Source organism: Chryseobacterium wanjuense (assembly GCF_900111495.1).
GTDB classification, from domain to species: Bacteria; Bacteroidota; Bacteroidia; order Flavobacteriales; family Weeksellaceae; genus Chryseobacterium; species Chryseobacterium wanjuense.
Window position 1 is genome coordinate 195,065 of record NZ_FOIU01000001.1, and the last position, 17,873, is coordinate 212,937.

Here is a 17,873-nt window from a genome sequence, read left to right on the forward strand (position 1 = left end):
TGGAAAAATGATTGATTTATGAAAAGTTTTTTTAAAAATGTACTGGCAAATATAGTGGCTATTGTCATATTATGTGCCGTGTTTTTCTTCTTTTTTATCGTAATGCTGGTGTTTAGTGCGATGGGGAATGACAAATCTGTAGTGGTGAAAAAAAATTCTGTACTTACAATTAATTTAAAAACAAATATAATAGACAGCCCTACGGAAGAGGAGGGTGGTTTATTTAATTTTAATGATAAGAACAAAAGCGTTTTGATTTACGATGCGATTGAAGCCATTCACAAAGCCAAAAACGATGATAATATTAAAGGAATAAGCATTGAAGCGGACGACCTTAATGCCGGAATTACCCAAATCGACGATCTTAGAAACGCAATCGATGATTTTAAGAAAAGCGGAAAATTTGTGTATGCTTATGGGAATACGGTTTCTCAGGCTTCTTATTATTTAGGCTCGGTTGCCGATAAATATTATCTGAATCCTGCCGGAATGATTGAGCTTAAAGGTCTTGCAACAGAAGTCGCTTTCTTCAAGGATTTCGCAGATAAATATGGTATCGGGATCCAGGTGATTCGTCACGGGAAATTCAAATCTGCAGTAGAACCGTTTTTAAGAAATGATATTTCTCCGGAAAACAAAGAGCAATTGAGCACACTTTTAAATGATATCTGGAAAAATACCTCTTCAAGAATGGCGACTTCCAGAAAAATTGATACAGCTCAGTTTAGAACTGTGGTTGACAGTTTGTATGGGATGATTCCTGAATTAGGATTAAAATACAAATTAGCAGATAAATTGATTCAGAAAGGAGAATATGATGAATTAATTAAATCAAAATTAAGCTTAAAACAAGATGATAGGTTAAATAAAATATCCCTGGGAAAATATATTGCATCTTATTCTGATGATGAAAAATCTGGAGAAAAAGTAGCTGTATTGTATGCTTCAGGATCTATCAACGGTGGGGATAATTATAATGATATCCATTCTGAAAGATATATTAAGTATATTAAAGATCTTCAGGAAAATGATAAAGTAAAAGCAGTGGTTTTCAGGATTAATTCTCCGGGAGGAAGCGCCAATGCATCAGATGAAATTTTATTTGAGCTTCAGCAATTGAAAAAGAAGAAACCACTTATTGTTTCTTTCGGAGATTATGCTGCGTCAGGTGGATATTACATTGCCATGGCTGCCGATAAAATCTATTCGGAACCGAACACACTTACGGGTTCTATCGGAGTTTTTGGAGTGATTCCTTACTTTAAAGATATCGCCAATAAAAATGGAATTCGTGCCGATATTGTTGCCACTAATGCCAATTCTCAGTATTATTCTTCATTAAATGGAGTTACCCCTTATGGAGTGAGTTTAATTACGAAAAGCGTAGAAGGTACCTATAAAAGATTTGTACATTTTGTGACTCAAAACAGAAAACAGACATTTGATCAGATCGATAATGTAGGCGGAGGAAGAGTATGGAGCGGTACGAGAGCTAAACAAATCGGACTTGTTGATGAATTGGGAACTCTAAATGATGCCGTAAAATTTGCCGCTCAAAAAGCAGGATTAAAATCTTACGAAGTGGCATCTTATCCAAAGAGAATGACGCCTTTCGAGCAGATATTCAAAGATCTTAATGAAGATGATATTTCTGCAAGAGTGATTAAAAATAAAATTGGAAAAGCCAATTATGAAATTTTCCAGCAGGTTGTGGAAGAAAGAAAACTACAGTCTGAAGTGAAAATGGAAATGCCTTATCAGATTAAAATCAACTAAATTATATTTTGTACAAAAACGGCGGATTTGAATTTCAAATCCGCCGTTTTATTTTTTATTATCTTAAATTTTTTCAGCTGCTTCTCTTCGTAGCCATTCCGTAGATCCAGAGAAGAATTAAAGCGCCTCCGATTGCCAAAATCCAGCTTCTGAAATTCCAGAAAGAATCTACATCACCCCAGTGAAGGACGTAAACCCCGATTGCGCCTCCAATAAAGGCTCCTAAAATTCCAAGGATAATTGTAATCAGCCATCCTCCTCCCTGATTTCCCGGCATAATCATTTTTGCGATTGCTCCGGCAATGAGTCCAAATAAGATCCATGTTAAAATTCCCATAGTTGCAAATTTTTAAATTGTTAATATTTAATGAAGTTTGATATTGCTAATATAGGGAAAACATGATAAAAATCATCTTTTCTTGAAGAACGAATCAACAAATTCCGTACCATTGAACAATTGCAGGTCCTGCATCTTTTCTCCGACACCAATATATTTCACCGGAATCTGGAACTGGTCTGAAATGCCGATCACGACACCTCCTTTTGCTGTTCCGTCCAGCTTTGTTACGGCTAAAGCATTCACCTCTGTAGCTGCGGTAAATTGTTTTGCCTGTTCGAAAGCGTTTTGTCCTGTAGAACCATCCAGAACCAACAAAATTTCGTGAGGAGCGTCAGGAATTACCTTTTGCATTACCCTTTTGATTTTTGAAAGCTCATTCATCAGGTTTACTTTATTATGAAGTCTGCCTGCTGTATCTATGATGACAACATCTGCATTCTGGGCAACAGCGCTTTGAACGGTATCAAAGGCTACGGAAGCCGGGTCAGAGCCCATTTCCTGCTTTACAATAGGAACGCCGACTCTTTGGCTCCAGATCACCAATTGATCCACCGCAGCAGCTCTGAAAGTATCTGCGGCTCCTAAAACAACATTTTTTCCTTCAGATTTGAATTGATGGGCAAGTTTTCCGATCGTTGTGGTTTTTCCGACACCGTTTACACCGACTACCATGATCACGTAAGGTTTTTTGGTAGTATCTATATTTCCGGTTCCTTTATGAGGATTTTCAAGCAGAAGATTGGAAATTTCTTCACGAAGGATCTTGTCAAGTTCACCGATGCTTACGTATTTATCTCTGGCAACACGTTCTTCAATTTTTTCTATGATTTTGATGGTTGTAGATGCGCCTACGTCCGATGCAATGAGTACTTCTTCCAGATCATCCAGAACTTCGTCGTCTACTTTGCTTTTACCGACTACGGCTTTCGTCATTTTTTCGAAGAATCCCTGGCTGGATTTTTCCAATCCTTTATCTAGGGTTTCTTTCTCTTCTTTTTTAAAAATATTTTTAAACCAACTCATCTTATGAATTACGGAATTTTAATTAATGAGGGAAGTTGGAGGATAGAGCTTGAAGTTTACAAACCTAATTTTTAAGTTTTATGATTAACTTCCAGCATCCAGCTTCTGACTTCCAGCGAGATTAAAAGCAAAGATAACAAAAAAACTACCCAAAAGCTGAGTAGTTTTTTATATTGTAAATAAAGTGTAGATTATTTTTTCAAATAACCGTCTACTTCGTCTGCATTCATTACTTTTTCTTCGAAAACGTAAGCTCCTGATTTAGAAGACTTCACCATTTTCACCACTTTAGTCATCTTTTTAGACTGACCACTCTGTAGGGTTGCTACTACTTTCTTTGCCATGGTAAATTATATTTTAATAAATTACTTAATTTCTTTGTGAACAGTTACCTTCTTAAGAACAGGATTGTATTTTTTCAATTCCAATCTTTCAGTTGTGTTCTTTTTATTTTTAGTAGAAATGTATCTAGACATTCCTGGCATACCGCTTTCTTTATGCTCTGTACATTCAAGGATTACTTGAACTCTGTTTCCTTTTTTTGCCATGATTTATTAATTCTTTTTAATCAATCCGTTTCTAGTAGCTCTTTCAATAGCTTCCTCGATTCCAATCTTGTTAATCACTCTCAATCCATGAGCTGATACTTTCAGTGTTACGTGCTTATCTTGCTCCGGAAGGTAAAACTTCTTCTCCAATAAGTTAATTTCAAAACGACGCTTCGTTTTGTTATTAGCGTGAGAAACGTTGTTACCAACCATTGCACGCTTTCCTGTTATTTGGCAAATTCTTGACATATCTCGATGTTCTTATTTGTACTATAATATTTGAGAGTGCAAAATAACGAAGAATTTTTTAGATAGACAAATCTTTTGGAAAATTATTTACAAATAACTTATTGATATTAACTTCAAATAAGTTTATTTAATCTCACCAACTTCGAGCCTCCAACATCCATCTTCACTACCTTTTACGCCTTCTTCGTTTTTCTCTGAAACCATTTAATTAAAAAGTAAAACAACAGGAATCCCAATGCAAAGATTGAAAATCTTGAAAGCAAATCTCCCGATCTTGCATAGAAAGTCATGCCGTCATAAAGATTCACTTTTGCGAATAGTGTGGTTTTATCTCCGTAAAAAGTATCTTCTAGAATCTCACCTTTTGCATTAATATGCGCAGAAATGCCGCTGTTTGCAGCACGGGCAATTTCCCTTCTGGTTTCGATAGCTCTTAATTTTGCATACGATAAAAGCTGTTTGTGGCCTTCCGTAACGCCCCACCATGAGTCATTGGTCATGATGGCAAGGAAATTCGCACCTTTTTTCACATAATCGGTAGTAAACTCCCCGTAAATACTTTCATAGCAGATAATCGGAGCCAGTTTTCCTTTGTTAAACGGATTGGAGAAAGCTACCCGTTCTTTGTCTGTTCCCAAAGAAGCGACAGTTCCTCCCAGATTAAGCATAGCATCGCCTAAAATGGGCTTTAAATAGCTCATATAAGGGAAAATTTCAACGCCGGGAACAAGTTTTCCTTTGTGATAGACTTCCACTTTCTGATTGGGAACAATTTGAACGGCAGTGTTAAAACTTTCAACCCAAAGTCCCTGATTCAGTTGATAAGCTTCTTTTGGTAAATTGTTCTTGTTTGTATAAAATTTATGGGAAGAAATTCCCGTTGAGAAAACAGAACCGGGGTGTTTTGATAGGAAGTTTTTAATATTATTTAAAATTAAACTCTTTTCAAAAGCCGTTTCCGAAATAGAACCTCTTCCCGGAAGTGCAGTTTCAGGGGCAATATAATAATCGATTTTCCCTTTTGAATTTCTTTCAGCAAGGCTCAGAAGATCATTTTCTATGGTTAAGCTGTCTATTGAATATTTTTCAGCATACGGATCAAGATCAGGCTGCAACATTAAAACATTTACCTGTCCGATAGGTTTTTCATTAAAATTATTAAACTTAATGAGGGAAATAATCATAGGAATAATGATTAATCCTGCTACAATAGAAGAATTTTTAATTAAATCCTTTCTTTTTCGGCCGGCTTCCCAGGTTCTTACGGTGTAAAATAATAAAACATTAATCAATAAAATCCAGAAACTTCCGCCTGTTGCGCCCAATGTATCATACCACTGAATCAGCTTCGGATAATCAGAAAATACATTTCCCAGATTCAGCCACGGCCAGGTAAGTTCCCATCCGAGGTGAAATTTTTCAAAACTCATCCAGATCGCAATGAAAAAACCTAGCCCCCAATATGTTCCCTGTGCATTTTTGTACCAGTGATAGCATTGAAAAACCAGTGAATACAAGAGGGAATTTACCAAAACTGGAAATAAAACTGCCATCATAGAATGGCTTCCGTCCGGGTTTTTAGAACCATACAGCCAGCCTGTTGTCACGGCATTCCAAATGACAAAACATAGGTAGGAAAGTCCGAAAACCACCCAGCTTTTTCTTTTGTAGCTTGAAAATTTTGAGATTCCGTGTTCCATCATCAAAAGCGGAACCAGGGCAAAAAATATAAAAAACGGAACACCGTAAGTTGGCCATGAGATGGACAAGAGCATCGCAGAAATGAGCGTAAGTAAAACGTATTTCATTAAATTAATTTAACATACAAATTTAATGTTTTTGAAATGAATAAATTTGCAATTGATGTTAAAGAAATTTTATAAAATTATTATTGTTCCCTATACTTTGTTTTTGCTCTACCTCATGTTTTTGGGGATGGGGAGATTTCAGTATGATGATAATCTGCTGACGGTGGAGCCTATCATTTCTACCATCAACTTCATCAAAGGAGCCATTTCCTGGAAAGATATTGTGATTATCGTTTTGGGAAATATCGTGATGTTCGTTCCTTTTGGCTTTTTGGGGTGGGTTTTCCCGAAATTGAATGATCTGAAAGCTTTACTTTTTTCTTTTATTTCAATCATTTTTATCGTGGAAGCGCTTCAGTATTTTACAAGAATGGGAATTTTTGAGATCGATGATATTATTCTGAATACTTTTGGGGTGTATCTTGGGTTTTTGCTTCGGAAATTTGTTGAAAAACGATTGGGGAATTGGGCTGTTTGAATGATTTAAAGTGAGGTGTTTCGACTCTGTTCAGCATGACATCGCTACAAATTTACCCTTAATTAAAGCGGTTAGTATTAGAGTTTGCCATGCTGAGCCTGTCGAAGCATCTGTAAATTATTGATTAGTTATTTATCCATTCAATTCCTTCGCCCGTTTCTCCGCATTCAAAATGCCGTTTTTTAAAATTTCTTTTAAATTATTTTCATTAAAAGTTTTCAAAGCAGCCTCGGTGGTTCCGCCTTTTGATGCCACATCCTGAATTAATTCCTCCAGATTTTTATCGGAATTATTAATCAAATGATAAGCTCCCAACATCGTTTGTTTCACGAAAAGTTTGGAAAGATTTTCATCAATTCCCATTTCGATTCCGGCCTTGATCATCGCATCAATGATATAATAAAAATAAGCTGGTCCGCTTCCGGAGAGGGCTGTAACGCCATCCAGCAATTCTTCATTTTCCAGATAAACGGATCTTCCGGTTGAGTTCAGAAGTCTTTCGATGTTAATTAATTGACTGAAAGAAATTCCCTCCGCAGAAGTATAGCCTGTAATGCCCATTCCGAGAAGGGTAGGAGAGTTTGGCATCGCTCTTACAACGAGAGGATGATTGAGTAATTTTTGAATTTTTTCGATCTTAATTCCGGCCATAATGGACAGAACCATCTGATTTTCCTTTAATGTAAACTGAAAATTTTCTGCGACATGTTGGAAATCCTGAGGTTTTACGGCAAGAATAATTAAATCTGCATCCAATTCCTTCACTTCTTCAAATGTAGAAACTTTAGATTTTGGAAAATCTTCTGATATTTTAGTGAATTTAGCCTGATTTCTTGTGATTAAATGAAGGTTTTCAGGTTTTATCAATTCGTATTTCAAAAATGATTTTGAAAAAGATAAGCCCATATTTCCGGCTCCGATAATAGCGATTTTCATATTGTGTTTGTTTTTTATGATGATAACTTTGTCAAAGTTCTGAACTTTGACAAAGTTTTTCCAAGTTTTAAATAATATTCACTTCCCTTTCCAGTTCGATTCCGAATTTTTCTTTTACAGAATTAATAATCTCCGTTGAAAAATCAAAAATCTCCTTTCCTGTGGCATTTCCTGTGGCGTTAACAATTACCAGGGACTGCAGTTTGTGAGAAGCCACATTTCCGATTTGCTTGCCTTTCCAGCCACATTGCTCAATAAGCCAGCCGGCCGGAACTTTTACACAATCTCCATTCGGATATCCCTGAATATTTTCAAATTTTTGTTTTAAATCTTCAAACTGACTCAAAGCAATCGTGGGATTTTTAAAGAAACTTCCTGCATTTCCGATTTGTTTCGGGTCGGGTAATTTGCTTTGTCTGATATTGATGACGGCCTTCGAAACATCCTGAATGGTAGGGTTTTGAATTTCCAAATTTTCCAATTCTGTTTGAATCGCTCCGTATTCTGTTTTGATTTTGTGATTTTTTCTTGTTAATTTAAAAATAACCTCCAGAATCACATATTTTCCTTTTCCTTCCTGTTTAAAGATAGAATCTCTGTACCCGAATTGACATTGCTCGAGATTGAAAGTTTCCAGTTGAAGATTTTCAAGATTGAGAACCGTGCAGTTTACAAAAACATCCTTGATTTCTGTTCCGTAAGCGCCGATATTCTGCATTGGCGAAGTTCCTACATTTCCCGGGATTAATGAGAGATTTTCCAGTCCACCATAATTTTTTTCAAGGCAAAACAGCACAAATTCATGCCAGTTTTCTCCTGATTTTGCCGTTACCAGCACTTCATTTTCATTAATAATATCCTCGTGGATTCCTTTTAAATTAAGTTTAATAACTAATCCTTCGAAATCTTTTGTCAATAAAATATTGCTTCCTCCGCCAAGAAAAAGGAGTGGAAGATGTTGAGCAACTGAGAAGTTCAGGGCTTCTTTTAGTTCTTCAACATTATTTATTTCAGTGAAATATCTTGCTTTTGCGTCTACACCGAATGTATTGTAAGGTTTTAATGAAAAATTTTCGTGCATTGGTTTTATTTGTATTCTTTGGGAAGGATTTTCTGGATTTGATCCTTTAAATTTTGAAGCTGTCTGTAATGAACGGTATCTACATGAGAATTGACATAAACATGAGATTTTTTCGGCGTTCTGATCTGGAAGGTTTCATCGATTCCGTCGACAGATTGTGCGCTTGGCGAACTTTTAATTGTATTTAAAGTTTTGATGTCAATCGTAGAAACAAGTTTTTTCCACGCGTTGTCGTCGATCTCAGCATGCCATTGCTGATGAATCTTTCTGGCTGCAATCCCTTTTTCAGCGTGAATGGAATCTTTTGTGATTTTAATAATTCTGTAACTTCCTAGGCTTCCGCCGATATTTGACAGACCTATAAAAGTAATTTCATTAGGATCGGTCACCGTTTTTTTTTCAGTGGCCTGATTACAGGAAAAAAATATCAGCAACAAAAGTACGGGAACGAAAAATTTCAACCCTTTATTTTTTATTGCTGACATAATTATTTATTTATTTTTAATTAAAGATTAAATTCTAATTTATATTTTTCAAGAGCATCTTTTAAAATTGCGGCACTTCTTCTTAAATCTTCCTCTTTTAAGACATAGGCAATTCTTACCTGCTTTTTACCCAACTCAGGATTGCTGTAAAAACCTCCTGCCGGTGCTACCATGATCGTTTCATTATGGTTGGAGTAGGTTTCAAGCAGCCATTGAGCGAATTTTTCGGTATCATCCACCGGAAGCTCTGCAACGCAATAGAATGCTCCTTTTGGTTTCGGGCAGATAACTCCAGGAATAGCATTCAATAAGTCTACCAAAACATTTCTTCTGTGCGTATATTCTTCTCTTACCGCTCTGATGTAAGCTCCGTCATTCTGGTGAGCGGCTGTTGCAGCGATCTGTCCCAACAAAACCGGACTTAATCTTGCCTGTGCAAAAAGCATGGCAGCATCGTGAATTACTTTAGAACGCGTAATCATACAGCCGATTCTTACCCCACACATGGAGTAACGCTTAGATTCTGAATCGATAATGATGCAGTTTTCTGCCAGTTCAGGAAAAGCCAGCATAGAAATCTGCTGTTTTCCGTCATACACATATTCTCTGTATACTTCATCGGAAATGATGACGATATCATGCTTTACTGCAATATCAGCCAGCTTCTGAAGCTCTTCACGAGTGTAAAGGTAACCTGTGGGATTTCCTGGGTTACAGATAACGATCGCTCGTGTTTTTTTGGTGATTTTTTTCTCGAATTCTTCAATAGGAGGAAGCGCAAAGCCAGTATCAATCGTAGAAGGAACTGCCACTACGTGTACATTGAATGTGCTTGTGAAACCATTATAATTGGCATAATAAGGCTCAGGAATGATTACCTCATCACCATCATCGCATAGCGTTGAGATGGCAAAGTTTAAAGCTTCGGATCCACCGTTGGTAACAATAAAATTGTCGGTAGTAAGATCTTCAAAACCTAATGAATGGTAATATTCTGTAAGTGCTTTTCTGTACTCTAGATTTCCTTCGGAAAGTGCATATTCCAATACTTTTAAATCAATATTTTTTAAAGCATTAAGAGCCGTTTCCGGGGTTTCAATATCAGGCTGTCCGATATTAAGGTGATATACTTTTATTCCTTTTTGTTTTGCTTTAAGGGCAAAAGGAACCAGTTTTCTTACCGGCGAAGGCGGCATGTGTTGTGCTCTGTTTGAAATATTCGGCATTGTTCAAAAATTTGTATGGCAAAAATAAGATTTAATTTCTCAATAATAAAATAATGCTTATCCGGAATAGATTTTTATGAATTTTGACATTTTCAACGTTTTGAATGCTATATTATGGTTTTATAAAATTTATTCTTATTATGTTTTTGATTAATTATTTCAATATTTAGTGATAAAAAGATGATATTTTTAATAGTAATGCAATAAACTTTAAAAAATAATAGCAAAATCGTTTTTATATTGTTTTTTTTATAAATTTACAACGACAATAACTAGTAAATATGAATTTAAAACTACTTTTTGGAGCTTTCAATGCTGTAGCTCTATTATCTGCATCTAGTATTGCAGGTCAAAATTTCCAACAAATGCCAATTTCTTCAGGTCTTACATCAGATGTAATTGCTAATGGAATAGGCTCGTCGTCAGTTTCAACTTCCACGGATGTTGATGGGGTATCTTTCGCCTTTGTATCAAGGGATTTCCAGTTAACTGCTGCCAGTGCACCTCTTACTTACGGTTTACCTATCGACGGAACTGTAAACAGTGTTGTAGCTGCTACGCCTGGATTATCCTACAAACTGGCGGATTATAGTTCCAACAACTCTTTGAAGCTATCGAATACAAACGATTCGGGGACGTTGGTTTTCACAACACCTAAAGCAGCGTTTAAGCTCTATATGCTTGCGACCAGCGGTAGTGGAGCTTCCACGGTGACGGTGACGGTGAATTTTACGGATACTACTTCTCAGACTTTTACGGGAGTAGCGGTTTCAGACTGGTATAACGCAACTGGTTTTGCTATACAGGGATTTGGTAGGATTAACAGAACAAATGACACACTGGAATCCGGAAGTGGCATCAATCCAAGGCTTTATCAGATACAATTGCTTATTGATGCTGCCAATCAAATGAAACCGATACAAAGCGTAACGGTTACAAAAACGTCAACTGCTCAGGGATACACTAATGTTTTTGCATTCTCGGCAGATGCCTATTCAGATTGTTCGGCACCGACATTGCAGCCGGTAGGAACATTAACGGCGAATTCGGCGGATGTTTCATGGACAGTTCCGGCCGGAACAACTGCTGTGAACTATGACATTTATTACAGCACAACAAATGCAGCTCCGACTGGAAGTACGACTCCAAGTATTCCGGGTGTGACGGGAACTTCTACGACGATTCCGGGATTAAACCCAAATACAACATATTACTATTGGGTAAGAACAAATTGTAGTTCTGCAACAAGCCAGAGTGTGTGGTCGTTCTCAGGAACATTCAAAACATTGTGTGGGAATATGACTTCCATGTTCGAAAACTTTGATTCGTATGCAACAGGAAGTATTGTTCCCGATTGTTGGGTAAGACTTGCGGGAACAGGATCTCAGACTATTACGAGTACTTCACCGGCTTCTGGGACAAGAAATATTTATCAAAATACACCTAGCAGTTCTACACCTACTTATGCGGTACTTCCTACTTTTTCTAATGTAAATGCGGGAACGAATCAATTAAGATTCAAAGCGAGAGTAAGTAGTGGTGCTCCTGGAACGATGATGGTAGGGTACGTAACGAATACTGCAGATGCAAGTACTTTTGTTACATTGCAGACATTGACGATCACTAATACTTCCTATGCCTCAAATGCAGAATATATTGTTCCGGTTCCAAATACGGTTCCTGCAGGCGCAAGATTGGCAATAAGAAGTAATAATGACGGTAAATCTTACTATTGGGATGATATCTATTGGGAAGCAAATACTTTAGCAACTTCTGAAGTGGATGCAAACAAGAAAAAGCTGATGGTTCATCCGAATCCGTTTAAAGATGTCCTATATGTTTCTGATATTGAAAAAGTAACATCCGTAACAATCAGTGATGTTTCCGGAAGAGTATTGAGAACGATTGATAATCCTTCAAAAGAAATTGATTTAAGTCTGTTAAACTCAGGATTATATCTGGTAAATCTTCGTTTGAAAGACGGAACTCAGTACACGGTAAAAGCGATTAAAAAATAATTTTTAGATTTAATAACTGCCGAAGACAGCTATGCGAATGCGTAGCTGTCTTCTTTTTTAGGTATTTTAAAAGATATTTTTTGAGACCAGTCTTTAATAAGCAAATGATAGAAATTAATCTATTATTTTATATTAATAATTTTTGTAATTTTCGACTAAAATATTGATACCATGATTAAAAAAATATTTTCTAAGGCATTTTCCGCTATTATTTTTTTTTCAGCAATTGCTTTGGTTGCTCAACAGCATCTTCAAACAATGCCTGTCCAATCCGGATATACTGCTGATGTAATTGCTAATGGTCTAGGTTCTTCTATGTCTTCAACTACAGTTAGTGTTGATGGAACTTATTATAATCTTGTTACAAATGATTTTAAATTGACACCGACAAGCACACCTCCCTCTTATGGCTTACCGGCAACTGGTATCATTAATTCAGCAATATCTCCAGGATTGAGTTTTCAACTGGGAAATTTAAGTGGCAATAATTCTTTAAGACTTCAGAGTAATGTACCAGGAGCTATTGATAATAGTGGAACTTTGGTATTTACCAATCCTGTAGCCGCTGTTAAAATATACATGCTTGCTACCAGCGGACAGGGAACGTCTTATGTAACAATAACGGTGAATTTTACTGATAATACGACTCAGTCATTTATTCAGGAGATTCCGTTCTGGAATAGCACCAGGACAAATTATGCAATCCGAGGAATCGGAAGAATTAACAGAGATACAGATGTGTTACAATATTATCCACAAGACCCCAAGCTTTATGAGACTGTTCATAATATTAGTGCAGCTAATCAGACTAAGCCTATTAAAAGTATTACTGTAACGAAAGGCAGTAATGAAGGTGTTGCCAATATATTTGCTTTTTCTGCAGATGCATACACTGATTGTGTTGAACCTGTATTACAACCTGCGGGAATGATAACTTCAAACTCGGCTCAGATTTCATGGACAGTTCCTGCAGGTACCTCTGCTATAAGTCATGATATTTACTATAGTACAAGTTCAACACCTCCGACGAGTACTACTGTTCCTAATTATTCTGGGGTTACAGGGACATCCTATACTCTTGGGAGTTTGTTGGCCAATACAAAATATTATTATTGGGTTAGAACAAATTGTAGTGGTTTGATGAGTCAAAGTCAATGGTCTTTATCAAAAAATTTTACTACATTATGTGGAGTTATGGTTCTTCCATATACTTATGATTTTAATAGTTTTGGCAGTACTAATATTATAACATGCTGGACAAAAAATTTGTCAGGGGGAACTCCTGCTACAGGACCTACGGGAACTGATTATGGATGGTATAAAGGCATCTTTTTAAATGATGAACAGAGTAGTAATTCGTCTGCAAAATTCAATATGGGTAGTGCGAATAAGATTGCCTGGCTTACAACACCACTTTTTGATCTTTCTACAGGTGCGTATAAAGTGAAGTTTAATTACGGTATAAAAGGAGCTACATCTTCTTTGCCAGTCCTAATGGGGGGTGATGATGTGGTTCATTTTCTGCTTTCAAATGATAGTGGAAATACTTGGACGATATTAAAAACCTGGGATATTAATAATAATCCTTCAAATACATCTAGTGAATACTTCTATAATTTCACAACTAGTGCAAGTCCGACTACCAAATTTGCTTTTTATGCTAATACAGGTACAACCAACAATCCAATCGATTATGGTTTTTTTGTAGATGATTTCACTGTTGAAAGCATTGCTCAGCTTGGTACTTCGGAAGTGAATAATCAGTCAAAAAAAGTAATAATCTACCCTAATCCTTTTAAAGATATTTTATATTTATCAGATACTGAAGATTTGAAAAAAGTAACTGTTGCAGATGTATCAGGTAGAATTTTGAAGACTATCGATAATCCTGAAAAAGAATTAAACTTGAGCGAACTGAAAGCTGGAGTTTATCTTGTAACAATACTATTTACAGATGGATCTAAGTCTACAGTAAAAGCAATAAAAGAATAATTACTTGGAAAAATAACTTAATGACAGCCACAGATTGTGGCTGCTTTTTTATTTAGTTCAATTTTTGTTAATTTGAAGAATTATTAAAACTCAACTGAATATGCAAATCCAAGCCATTTCCATAGAAGATTATATCTCAAAAATTCCTGAAGAAAGACAGGAGATTTTCAGGAAAATATTTGATACCATTAATGATAATCTGCCAAAAGGTTTTAGGGAAAATATCAGCTACGGAATGGTTGGTTGGGGAGTTCCTTTGGAGACTTATCCGGCAGGTTATCACTGTACTCCGGGATCACCGCTTCCATTTATAGGGTTGGCTTCGCAAAAGAATTTCATAGCTTTTTATCACATGGGAATGTACGCAAGTCCTGAACTTTTAAACTGGTTTGTGGAGGAATTTCCGAAACATTCTAAAAGAAAGCTGGATATGGGAAAATCTTGTGTCCGCTTCAAAAAAATGGATGATATTCCGCTGGAATTATTGGCTGAAGTGAGCAAAAAAATGACGGTACAAGATTGGATCAATTGTTATGAATCAAATTTTAAAAAATAATATACTGCTAAAGTTTTTTGCGCTCTTCCTTTTATTTAATTTAAATGTAAGCTGTAAAAATCCCGCAATTTCAGATGTTAAGAATGGAGATTTACTTTTCGTCACAGCAAAAGAAACGGGACTTTCCGGAGCGATTAACAATGTAACACAAAAACAGAAAAACGCCTCATTCGATCATATCGGTATCCTGGAAAAAAATAGAGATGGAGTTTTCGTGCTTCACGCAGCTCCGAAAGGGGGCTCTCAAAAGCAAAATTTAAAAGAATTTCTAAAAGATCAGGCTGGTGAAGGGCAAAAAGTAATCGTTTACCGGTTGAAACCTCAATATCAAAATGCAATTCCGGGTGCTTTGGAGAAGGCGAATTCTATGCTGGGAAAACCATACAATTTTAACTATATTTTAAATGAAAATTCATATTACTGTTCAGATTTTATAGAAAGAGCTTTTAGAAAAGATGCTGTTTTTAAGCTTGAACCCATGACTTTCATTGATCCGAAAACAGGAAAAACAAATACTTTCTGGGAAGAATTTTACCAAAAGAAAAATCTTAAAGTTCCTGAAGGTGAACCGGGCTGCAACCCCAACGGACTAGCGGCTTCCGATAAATTGGAAAGAATAAAAGAACTGAAATAATTTGAATATGATATTTAAATCAGTAGAAACGGGCTTAGACCCGTTTTTTTATTGAATAATATTAATCAAAATTTAGATTTGAAAAAAAATTATGTTAAAATTAAAAATTAATATCCTACTAATTTGGTGGACTAATAATTTTTTATATTTTTGTCAAAGATTTAACGTCACAGAGCGGAAAAATCACAATGTTTAACCAAAAATATGTTTAGTTATGATTACACCAAATCCGGGACTGCAGGTTTTACAAAGTAAACTAAACCTGCCCAAAAGAGAATTGATACTGGAAATAGAATTGAATGGTAAAATGAAATTTGAACATTTGATGAATACCATTTACAATCAGTTCGGGATTTGTCACAGGGTGTTGTCTGCTAATGTGGAATATATGAACGGGCGTAGTTTTGGTTCGGTACAATTGTATATTAACGTAAATTCAGAGGATTTCGAAAAACTGGAATTCTATCTGGAAAACAATAAACTTCTGAGTACAACTATAGAATATGTCTGTAGAAAATACTCATAGGTGAGATTCATATAGTTTTAATTACAAAAAAAGCGCTCAGTTTTCTGGGCGCTTTTATTGTGTGTGATGTTAAATTTTTAAATTGATTTAACTAAAAACCGGTATTAAATTCTCTCAATATCTGCTCCGATGGCCTTCAGTCTTCCATCGATATTTTCATATCCTCTGTCGATCTGCTCGATATTGTGGATGATAGATTTTCCTTCTGCTGAAAGTGCTGCGATAAGAAGGGCGTTTCCTGCTCTGATGTCCGGAGAAGTCATTGTTGTTCCTCTTAGCGGAGTTTCCTGATTAAGTCCGATTACCGTTGCTCTGTGCGGATCACAAAGAATGATCTGGGCTCCCATATCGATCAGTTTATCAACGAAGAATAATCTCGATTCAAACATTTTCTGGTGAACCAAAAGACTCCCTTTTGCCTGAGTTGCCACCACCAAAATAATGGACAATAAATCCGGGGTAAATCCTGGCCAAGGTGCATCGGAAATGGTAAGGATAGAACCGTCGATAAACTTCTGGATCCTGTAATTTTCCTGCGCCGGAATGAAAATATCATCATTGCTCTGCTCAAGCTGGATTCCCAGTTTTCTGAATGTATTCGGGATAACGCCAAGCTGGTTCCAGTTTACATTTTTAATGGTAATTTCAGATTTTGTCATGGCTGCAAGACCAATCCACGAACCGATTTCCACCATATCAGGAAGCATTGTGTGCTCAGTTCCGTGAAGATAATCAACTCCTTCGATTGTCAGTAAATTAGAACCGATTCCTGAAATATTTGCACCCATTCTGTTCAGCATTTTACAAAGCTGCTGAAGGTAAGGTTCGCAGGCTGCATTGTAAATTCTCGTTTTTCCTTTAGCTAAAACCGCTGCCATTACAATGTTTGCAGTTCCGGTAACAGAAGCTTCTTCCAGCAAAATAAATTTACCGTTAAGCTCTTTCGCTTTTAAAGAATAAAAGAATTCTTCCTCATCATAATGAAATTCTGCACCCAATTCTACAAGTCCCTGAAAGTGAGTGTCTAATCTTCTTCTTCCGATTTTATCACCTCCCGGAGTCGGCATATAGGCTTCACCATATCTCGCCAACATTGGTCCCATGAGCATGATGGAACCTCTTAGTTTGGCTCCGTCTTTTTTGAACTCGTTGGATTTTATATAATCAAAATTTACTTTATCTGATTTGAAGGTATAATCTCCGTGCCCGTTTTTCGTTACTTTTACTCCGAAATCTCCTAGAATTTCGATCAGTCTGTTTACATCGTGGATATCCGGGATATTTTTAATCCTTACTTCATCATCAGTTAATAAAACGGCACAAAGAATTTGAAGAGCTTCATTTTTTGCTCCTTGTGGAGTAATCTCACCATGCAGTCTTTTTCCTCCTCTTATTTGAAATGTCCCACTCATTATTTATTTCTGTTTTTATGATTATTGTTGTTATGCCTTCTCTTGTTGTTAGACTGGTTTTTGTTGGTATTCTTATTATTGTTGTTATTTCGGTTGTTGTTGCTGGTGTAGTAGATCTTACTCTTTTCCAGGGTTTCAATGCTTGTCAGATCCAGCCTGTTTTCCGAAAGTTCTTTTAGGTGACGGAAAATCACATCATCCGTTACATGTTCCTTATTATATACGTTGTAGGATTTTTTCATGTTGTTGGCAATCACCTCGATCAGGGCTTCTTTTTCATCTCCCGGTTCTAGTTCGATAGCTTTGTCTATCAGTTGGAGAATACTTTTTCCGTAAAATTTGAAATCACCCTGGAGTTTAGGATATTCCATTCTTTTTGGTTTTTCTGCGAGCTGTTCTCTTGTAGGAAAAGGATATGGTGAATCTACATCAAGATCATAATTAGCTAAAATAAAAAGATGATCCCAAAGTTTGTGATTATAGTTTTCTTCGTCCCGAAGCTGGGGGTTTCTCTGACCCATAAAATCGATGATCGCCGTTGCCATCTCATTTCTTTCCTCTTTGGTAGAAAGCTCTTTGCAACGCTCAACCAACTGTTGTATAATTCTGCCGTATTCCGGCATATGAAGCTGAGGTTTTTGGGTATTATATTCCATAGTATGCAAATATATGGATTAATGGAAAAATTGTACCGAAAATCTTTAAAGTTTATATTTTTTTAATAAAAAATTTAATAATGCATCTTGAACTTCTTTTATTAAAAATTAAAATTATTTCACCTGCAT

At 36.2% G+C, this 17,873-nt stretch carries 19 protein-coding genes; 7 read left to right on the plus strand and 12 right to left on the minus strand.

Annotated features, from left to right (window positions below; all coding sequences use genetic code 11):
- Positions 1-18: 18 nt before the first annotated feature.
- A complete protein-coding gene (sppA, locus tag BMX24_RS00800; RefSeq protein WP_089790194.1) occupies positions 19-1,776 on the plus strand; it encodes a signal peptide peptidase SppA in 1,758 nt (585 codons plus the stop codon).
- A 73-nt stretch (positions 1,777-1,849) separates the two neighbouring features.
- Here sppA and BMX24_RS00805 read toward each other — a convergent pair whose 3' ends face one another.
- The 6 genes from BMX24_RS00805 to lnt all read right to left on the minus strand — a co-directional run bounded on the left by BMX24_RS00805 (position 1,850) and on the right by lnt (position 5,744).
- On the minus strand, positions 1,850-2,113 hold the full coding sequence (locus tag BMX24_RS00805; protein WP_089790196.1) for a GlsB/YeaQ/YmgE family stress response membrane protein: 264 nt from the start codon (positions 2,111-2,113) through the stop codon (positions 1,850-1,852).
- A gap of 72 nt (positions 2,114-2,185) precedes the next feature.
- Positions 2,186-3,139, minus strand: a complete 954-nt coding sequence (gene ftsY, locus BMX24_RS00810) for a signal recognition particle-docking protein FtsY (protein ID WP_089790198.1) — start codon at positions 3,137-3,139, stop codon at positions 2,186-2,188.
- Positions 3,140-3,330: 191 nt separating this feature from the next.
- Positions 3,331-3,483, minus strand: a complete 153-nt coding sequence (locus tag BMX24_RS00815) for a DUF4295 domain-containing protein (protein ID WP_002976755.1) — start codon at positions 3,481-3,483, stop codon at positions 3,331-3,333.
- A 21-nt stretch (positions 3,484-3,504) separates the two neighbouring features.
- Positions 3,505-3,687, minus strand: a complete 183-nt coding sequence (rpmG, locus tag BMX24_RS00820; RefSeq protein ID WP_027379950.1) for a 50S ribosomal protein L33 — start codon at positions 3,685-3,687, stop codon at positions 3,505-3,507.
- 6 nt (positions 3,688-3,693) lie between these two features.
- A complete protein-coding gene (rpmB, locus tag BMX24_RS00825) occupies positions 3,694-3,936 on the minus strand; it encodes a 50S ribosomal protein L28 (protein WP_002976757.1) in 243 nt (80 codons plus the stop codon).
- Positions 3,937-4,109: 173 nt separating this feature from the next.
- Positions 4,110-5,744, minus strand: coding sequence for an apolipoprotein N-acyltransferase (gene lnt / locus BMX24_RS00830; protein ID WP_089790200.1), 1,635 nt, complete (start codon positions 5,742-5,744; stop codon positions 4,110-4,112).
- A 55-nt stretch (positions 5,745-5,799) separates the two neighbouring features.
- Here lnt and BMX24_RS00835 point away from each other — a divergent pair, with 55 nt between their 5' ends.
- Positions 5,800-6,222, plus strand: a complete 423-nt coding sequence (locus BMX24_RS00835) for a VanZ family protein (protein ID WP_089790202.1) — start codon at positions 5,800-5,802, stop codon at positions 6,220-6,222.
- Positions 6,223-6,354: 132 nt separating this feature from the next.
- Here BMX24_RS00835 and proC read toward each other — a convergent pair whose 3' ends face one another.
- The 4 genes from proC to BMX24_RS00855 all read right to left on the minus strand — a co-directional run bounded on the left by proC (position 6,355) and on the right by BMX24_RS00855 (position 9,950).
- Positions 6,355-7,158, minus strand: a complete 804-nt coding sequence (proC, locus tag BMX24_RS00840) for a pyrroline-5-carboxylate reductase (RefSeq protein ID WP_089790204.1) — start codon at positions 7,156-7,158, stop codon at positions 6,355-6,357.
- A gap of 67 nt (positions 7,159-7,225) precedes the next feature.
- Positions 7,226-8,239, minus strand: coding sequence for a UDP-N-acetylmuramate dehydrogenase (gene murB, locus BMX24_RS00845; RefSeq protein ID WP_089790205.1), 1,014 nt, complete (start codon positions 8,237-8,239; stop codon positions 7,226-7,228).
- A gap of 5 nt (positions 8,240-8,244) precedes the next feature.
- Entirely contained in the window at positions 8,245-8,724 is a 480-nt protein-coding gene (locus BMX24_RS00850; RefSeq protein ID WP_089790206.1) for a hypothetical protein, read from the minus strand.
- A gap of 20 nt (positions 8,725-8,744) precedes the next feature.
- Positions 8,745-9,950 carry a pyridoxal phosphate-dependent aminotransferase gene (locus BMX24_RS00855; RefSeq protein ID WP_089790207.1) on the minus strand — a complete coding sequence of 402 codons (1,206 nt, stop codon included), beginning with the start codon at positions 9,948-9,950 and terminating at the stop codon, positions 8,745-8,747.
- Between the two features lie 281 nt (positions 9,951-10,231).
- Between BMX24_RS00855 and BMX24_RS00860 the strand changes: the two genes are divergently transcribed.
- The 5 genes from BMX24_RS00860 (at position 10,232) to BMX24_RS00880 (ending at position 15,676) form a co-directional block, all read left to right on the plus strand.
- Positions 10,232-11,968 (plus strand): T9SS type A sorting domain-containing protein, encoded by a 1,737-nt coding sequence (locus BMX24_RS00860; protein WP_089790208.1) that lies wholly within the window; start codon positions 10,232-10,234, stop codon positions 11,966-11,968.
- A gap of 378 nt (positions 11,969-12,346) precedes the next feature.
- On the plus strand, positions 12,347-13,960 hold the full coding sequence (locus tag BMX24_RS00865) for a T9SS type A sorting domain-containing protein (RefSeq protein ID WP_170835632.1): 1,614 nt from the start codon (positions 12,347-12,349) through the stop codon (positions 13,958-13,960).
- 100 nt (positions 13,961-14,060) lie between these two features.
- On the plus strand, positions 14,061-14,516 hold the full coding sequence (locus tag BMX24_RS00870; protein WP_089790210.1) for a DUF1801 domain-containing protein: 456 nt from the start codon (positions 14,061-14,063) through the stop codon (positions 14,514-14,516).
- A complete protein-coding gene (locus tag BMX24_RS00875; protein WP_089790211.1) occupies positions 14,494-15,150 on the plus strand; it encodes a YiiX/YebB-like N1pC/P60 family cysteine hydrolase in 657 nt (218 codons plus the stop codon). Before BMX24_RS00870 ends, BMX24_RS00875 begins: the two co-directional genes overlap by 23 nt.
- 214 nt (positions 15,151-15,364) lie before the next feature.
- Positions 15,365-15,676 carry an NIL domain-containing protein gene (locus tag BMX24_RS00880; RefSeq protein ID WP_089790212.1) on the plus strand — a complete coding sequence of 104 codons (312 nt, stop codon included), beginning with the start codon at positions 15,365-15,367 and terminating at the stop codon, positions 15,674-15,676.
- Positions 15,677-15,780: 104 nt separating this feature from the next.
- Here BMX24_RS00880 and murA read toward each other — a convergent pair whose 3' ends face one another.
- The gene (gene murA, locus BMX24_RS00885; RefSeq protein WP_089790213.1) at positions 15,781-17,088 is read right to left on the minus strand and encodes a UDP-N-acetylglucosamine 1-carboxyvinyltransferase; all 1,308 of its coding nucleotides are present in this window, start codon (positions 17,086-17,088) and stop codon (positions 15,781-15,783) included.
- Positions 17,088-17,744 (minus strand): DUF4290 domain-containing protein, encoded by a 657-nt coding sequence (locus BMX24_RS00890; RefSeq protein ID WP_089790214.1) that lies wholly within the window; start codon positions 17,742-17,744, stop codon positions 17,088-17,090. The genes murA and BMX24_RS00890 overlap by 1 nt, the downstream gene beginning before the upstream one ends.
- Positions 17,745-17,873: the final 129 nt, after the last annotated feature.

Excerpts from the sequence above, each read along its gene's own strand:
- ftsY (WP_089790198.1), bottom strand. The coding sequence starts at position 3,139 with ATGAGTTGGTTTAAAAATATTTTTAAAAAAGAAGAGAAAGAAACCCTA.
- BMX24_RS00835 (WP_089790202.1), top strand. The coding sequence starts at position 5,800 with ATGTTAAAGAAATTTTATAAAATTATTATTGTTCCCTATACTTTGTTT.
- BMX24_RS00870 (WP_089790210.1), top strand. The coding sequence starts at position 14,061 with ATGCAAATCCAAGCCATTTCCATAGAAGATTATATCTCAAAAATTCCT.
- lnt (WP_089790200.1), bottom strand. The coding sequence starts at position 5,744 with ATGAAATACGTTTTACTTACGCTCATTTCTGCGATGCTCTTGTCCATC.
- BMX24_RS00880 (WP_089790212.1), top strand. The coding sequence starts at position 15,365 with ATGATTACACCAAATCCGGGACTGCAGGTTTTACAAAGTAAACTAAAC.
- BMX24_RS00805 (WP_089790196.1), bottom strand. The coding sequence starts at position 2,113 with ATGGGAATTTTAACATGGATCTTATTTGGACTCATTGCCGGAGCAATC.
- rpmG (WP_027379950.1), bottom strand. The coding sequence starts at position 3,687 with ATGGCAAAAAAAGGAAACAGAGTTCAAGTAATCCTTGAATGTACAGAG.
- BMX24_RS00890 (WP_089790214.1), bottom strand. The coding sequence starts at position 17,744 with ATGGAATATAATACCCAAAAACCTCAGCTTCATATGCCGGAATACGGC.
- BMX24_RS00855 (WP_089790207.1), bottom strand. The coding sequence starts at position 9,950 with ATGCCGAATATTTCAAACAGAGCACAACACATGCCGCCTTCGCCGGTA.
- BMX24_RS00875 (WP_089790211.1), top strand. The coding sequence starts at position 14,494 with ATGAATCAAATTTTAAAAAATAATATACTGCTAAAGTTTTTTGCGCTC.
- murB (WP_089790205.1), bottom strand. The coding sequence starts at position 8,239 with ATGCACGAAAATTTTTCATTAAAACCTTACAATACATTCGGTGTAGAC.
- proC (WP_089790204.1), bottom strand. The coding sequence starts at position 7,158 with ATGAAAATCGCTATTATCGGAGCCGGAAATATGGGCTTATCTTTTTCA.
- murA (WP_089790213.1), bottom strand. The coding sequence starts at position 17,088 with ATGAGTGGGACATTTCAAATAAGAGGAGGAAAAAGACTGCATGGTGAG.
- rpmB (WP_002976757.1), bottom strand. The coding sequence starts at position 3,936 with ATGTCAAGAATTTGCCAAATAACAGGAAAGCGTGCAATGGTTGGTAAC.
- BMX24_RS00860 (WP_089790208.1), top strand. The coding sequence starts at position 10,232 with ATGAATTTAAAACTACTTTTTGGAGCTTTCAATGCTGTAGCTCTATTA.
- BMX24_RS00815 (WP_002976755.1), bottom strand. The coding sequence starts at position 3,483 with ATGGCAAAGAAAGTAGTAGCAACCCTACAGAGTGGTCAGTCTAAAAAG.
- BMX24_RS00850 (WP_089790206.1), bottom strand. The coding sequence starts at position 8,724 with ATGTCAGCAATAAAAAATAAAGGGTTGAAATTTTTCGTTCCCGTACTT.
- sppA (WP_089790194.1), top strand. The coding sequence starts at position 19 with ATGAAAAGTTTTTTTAAAAATGTACTGGCAAATATAGTGGCTATTGTC.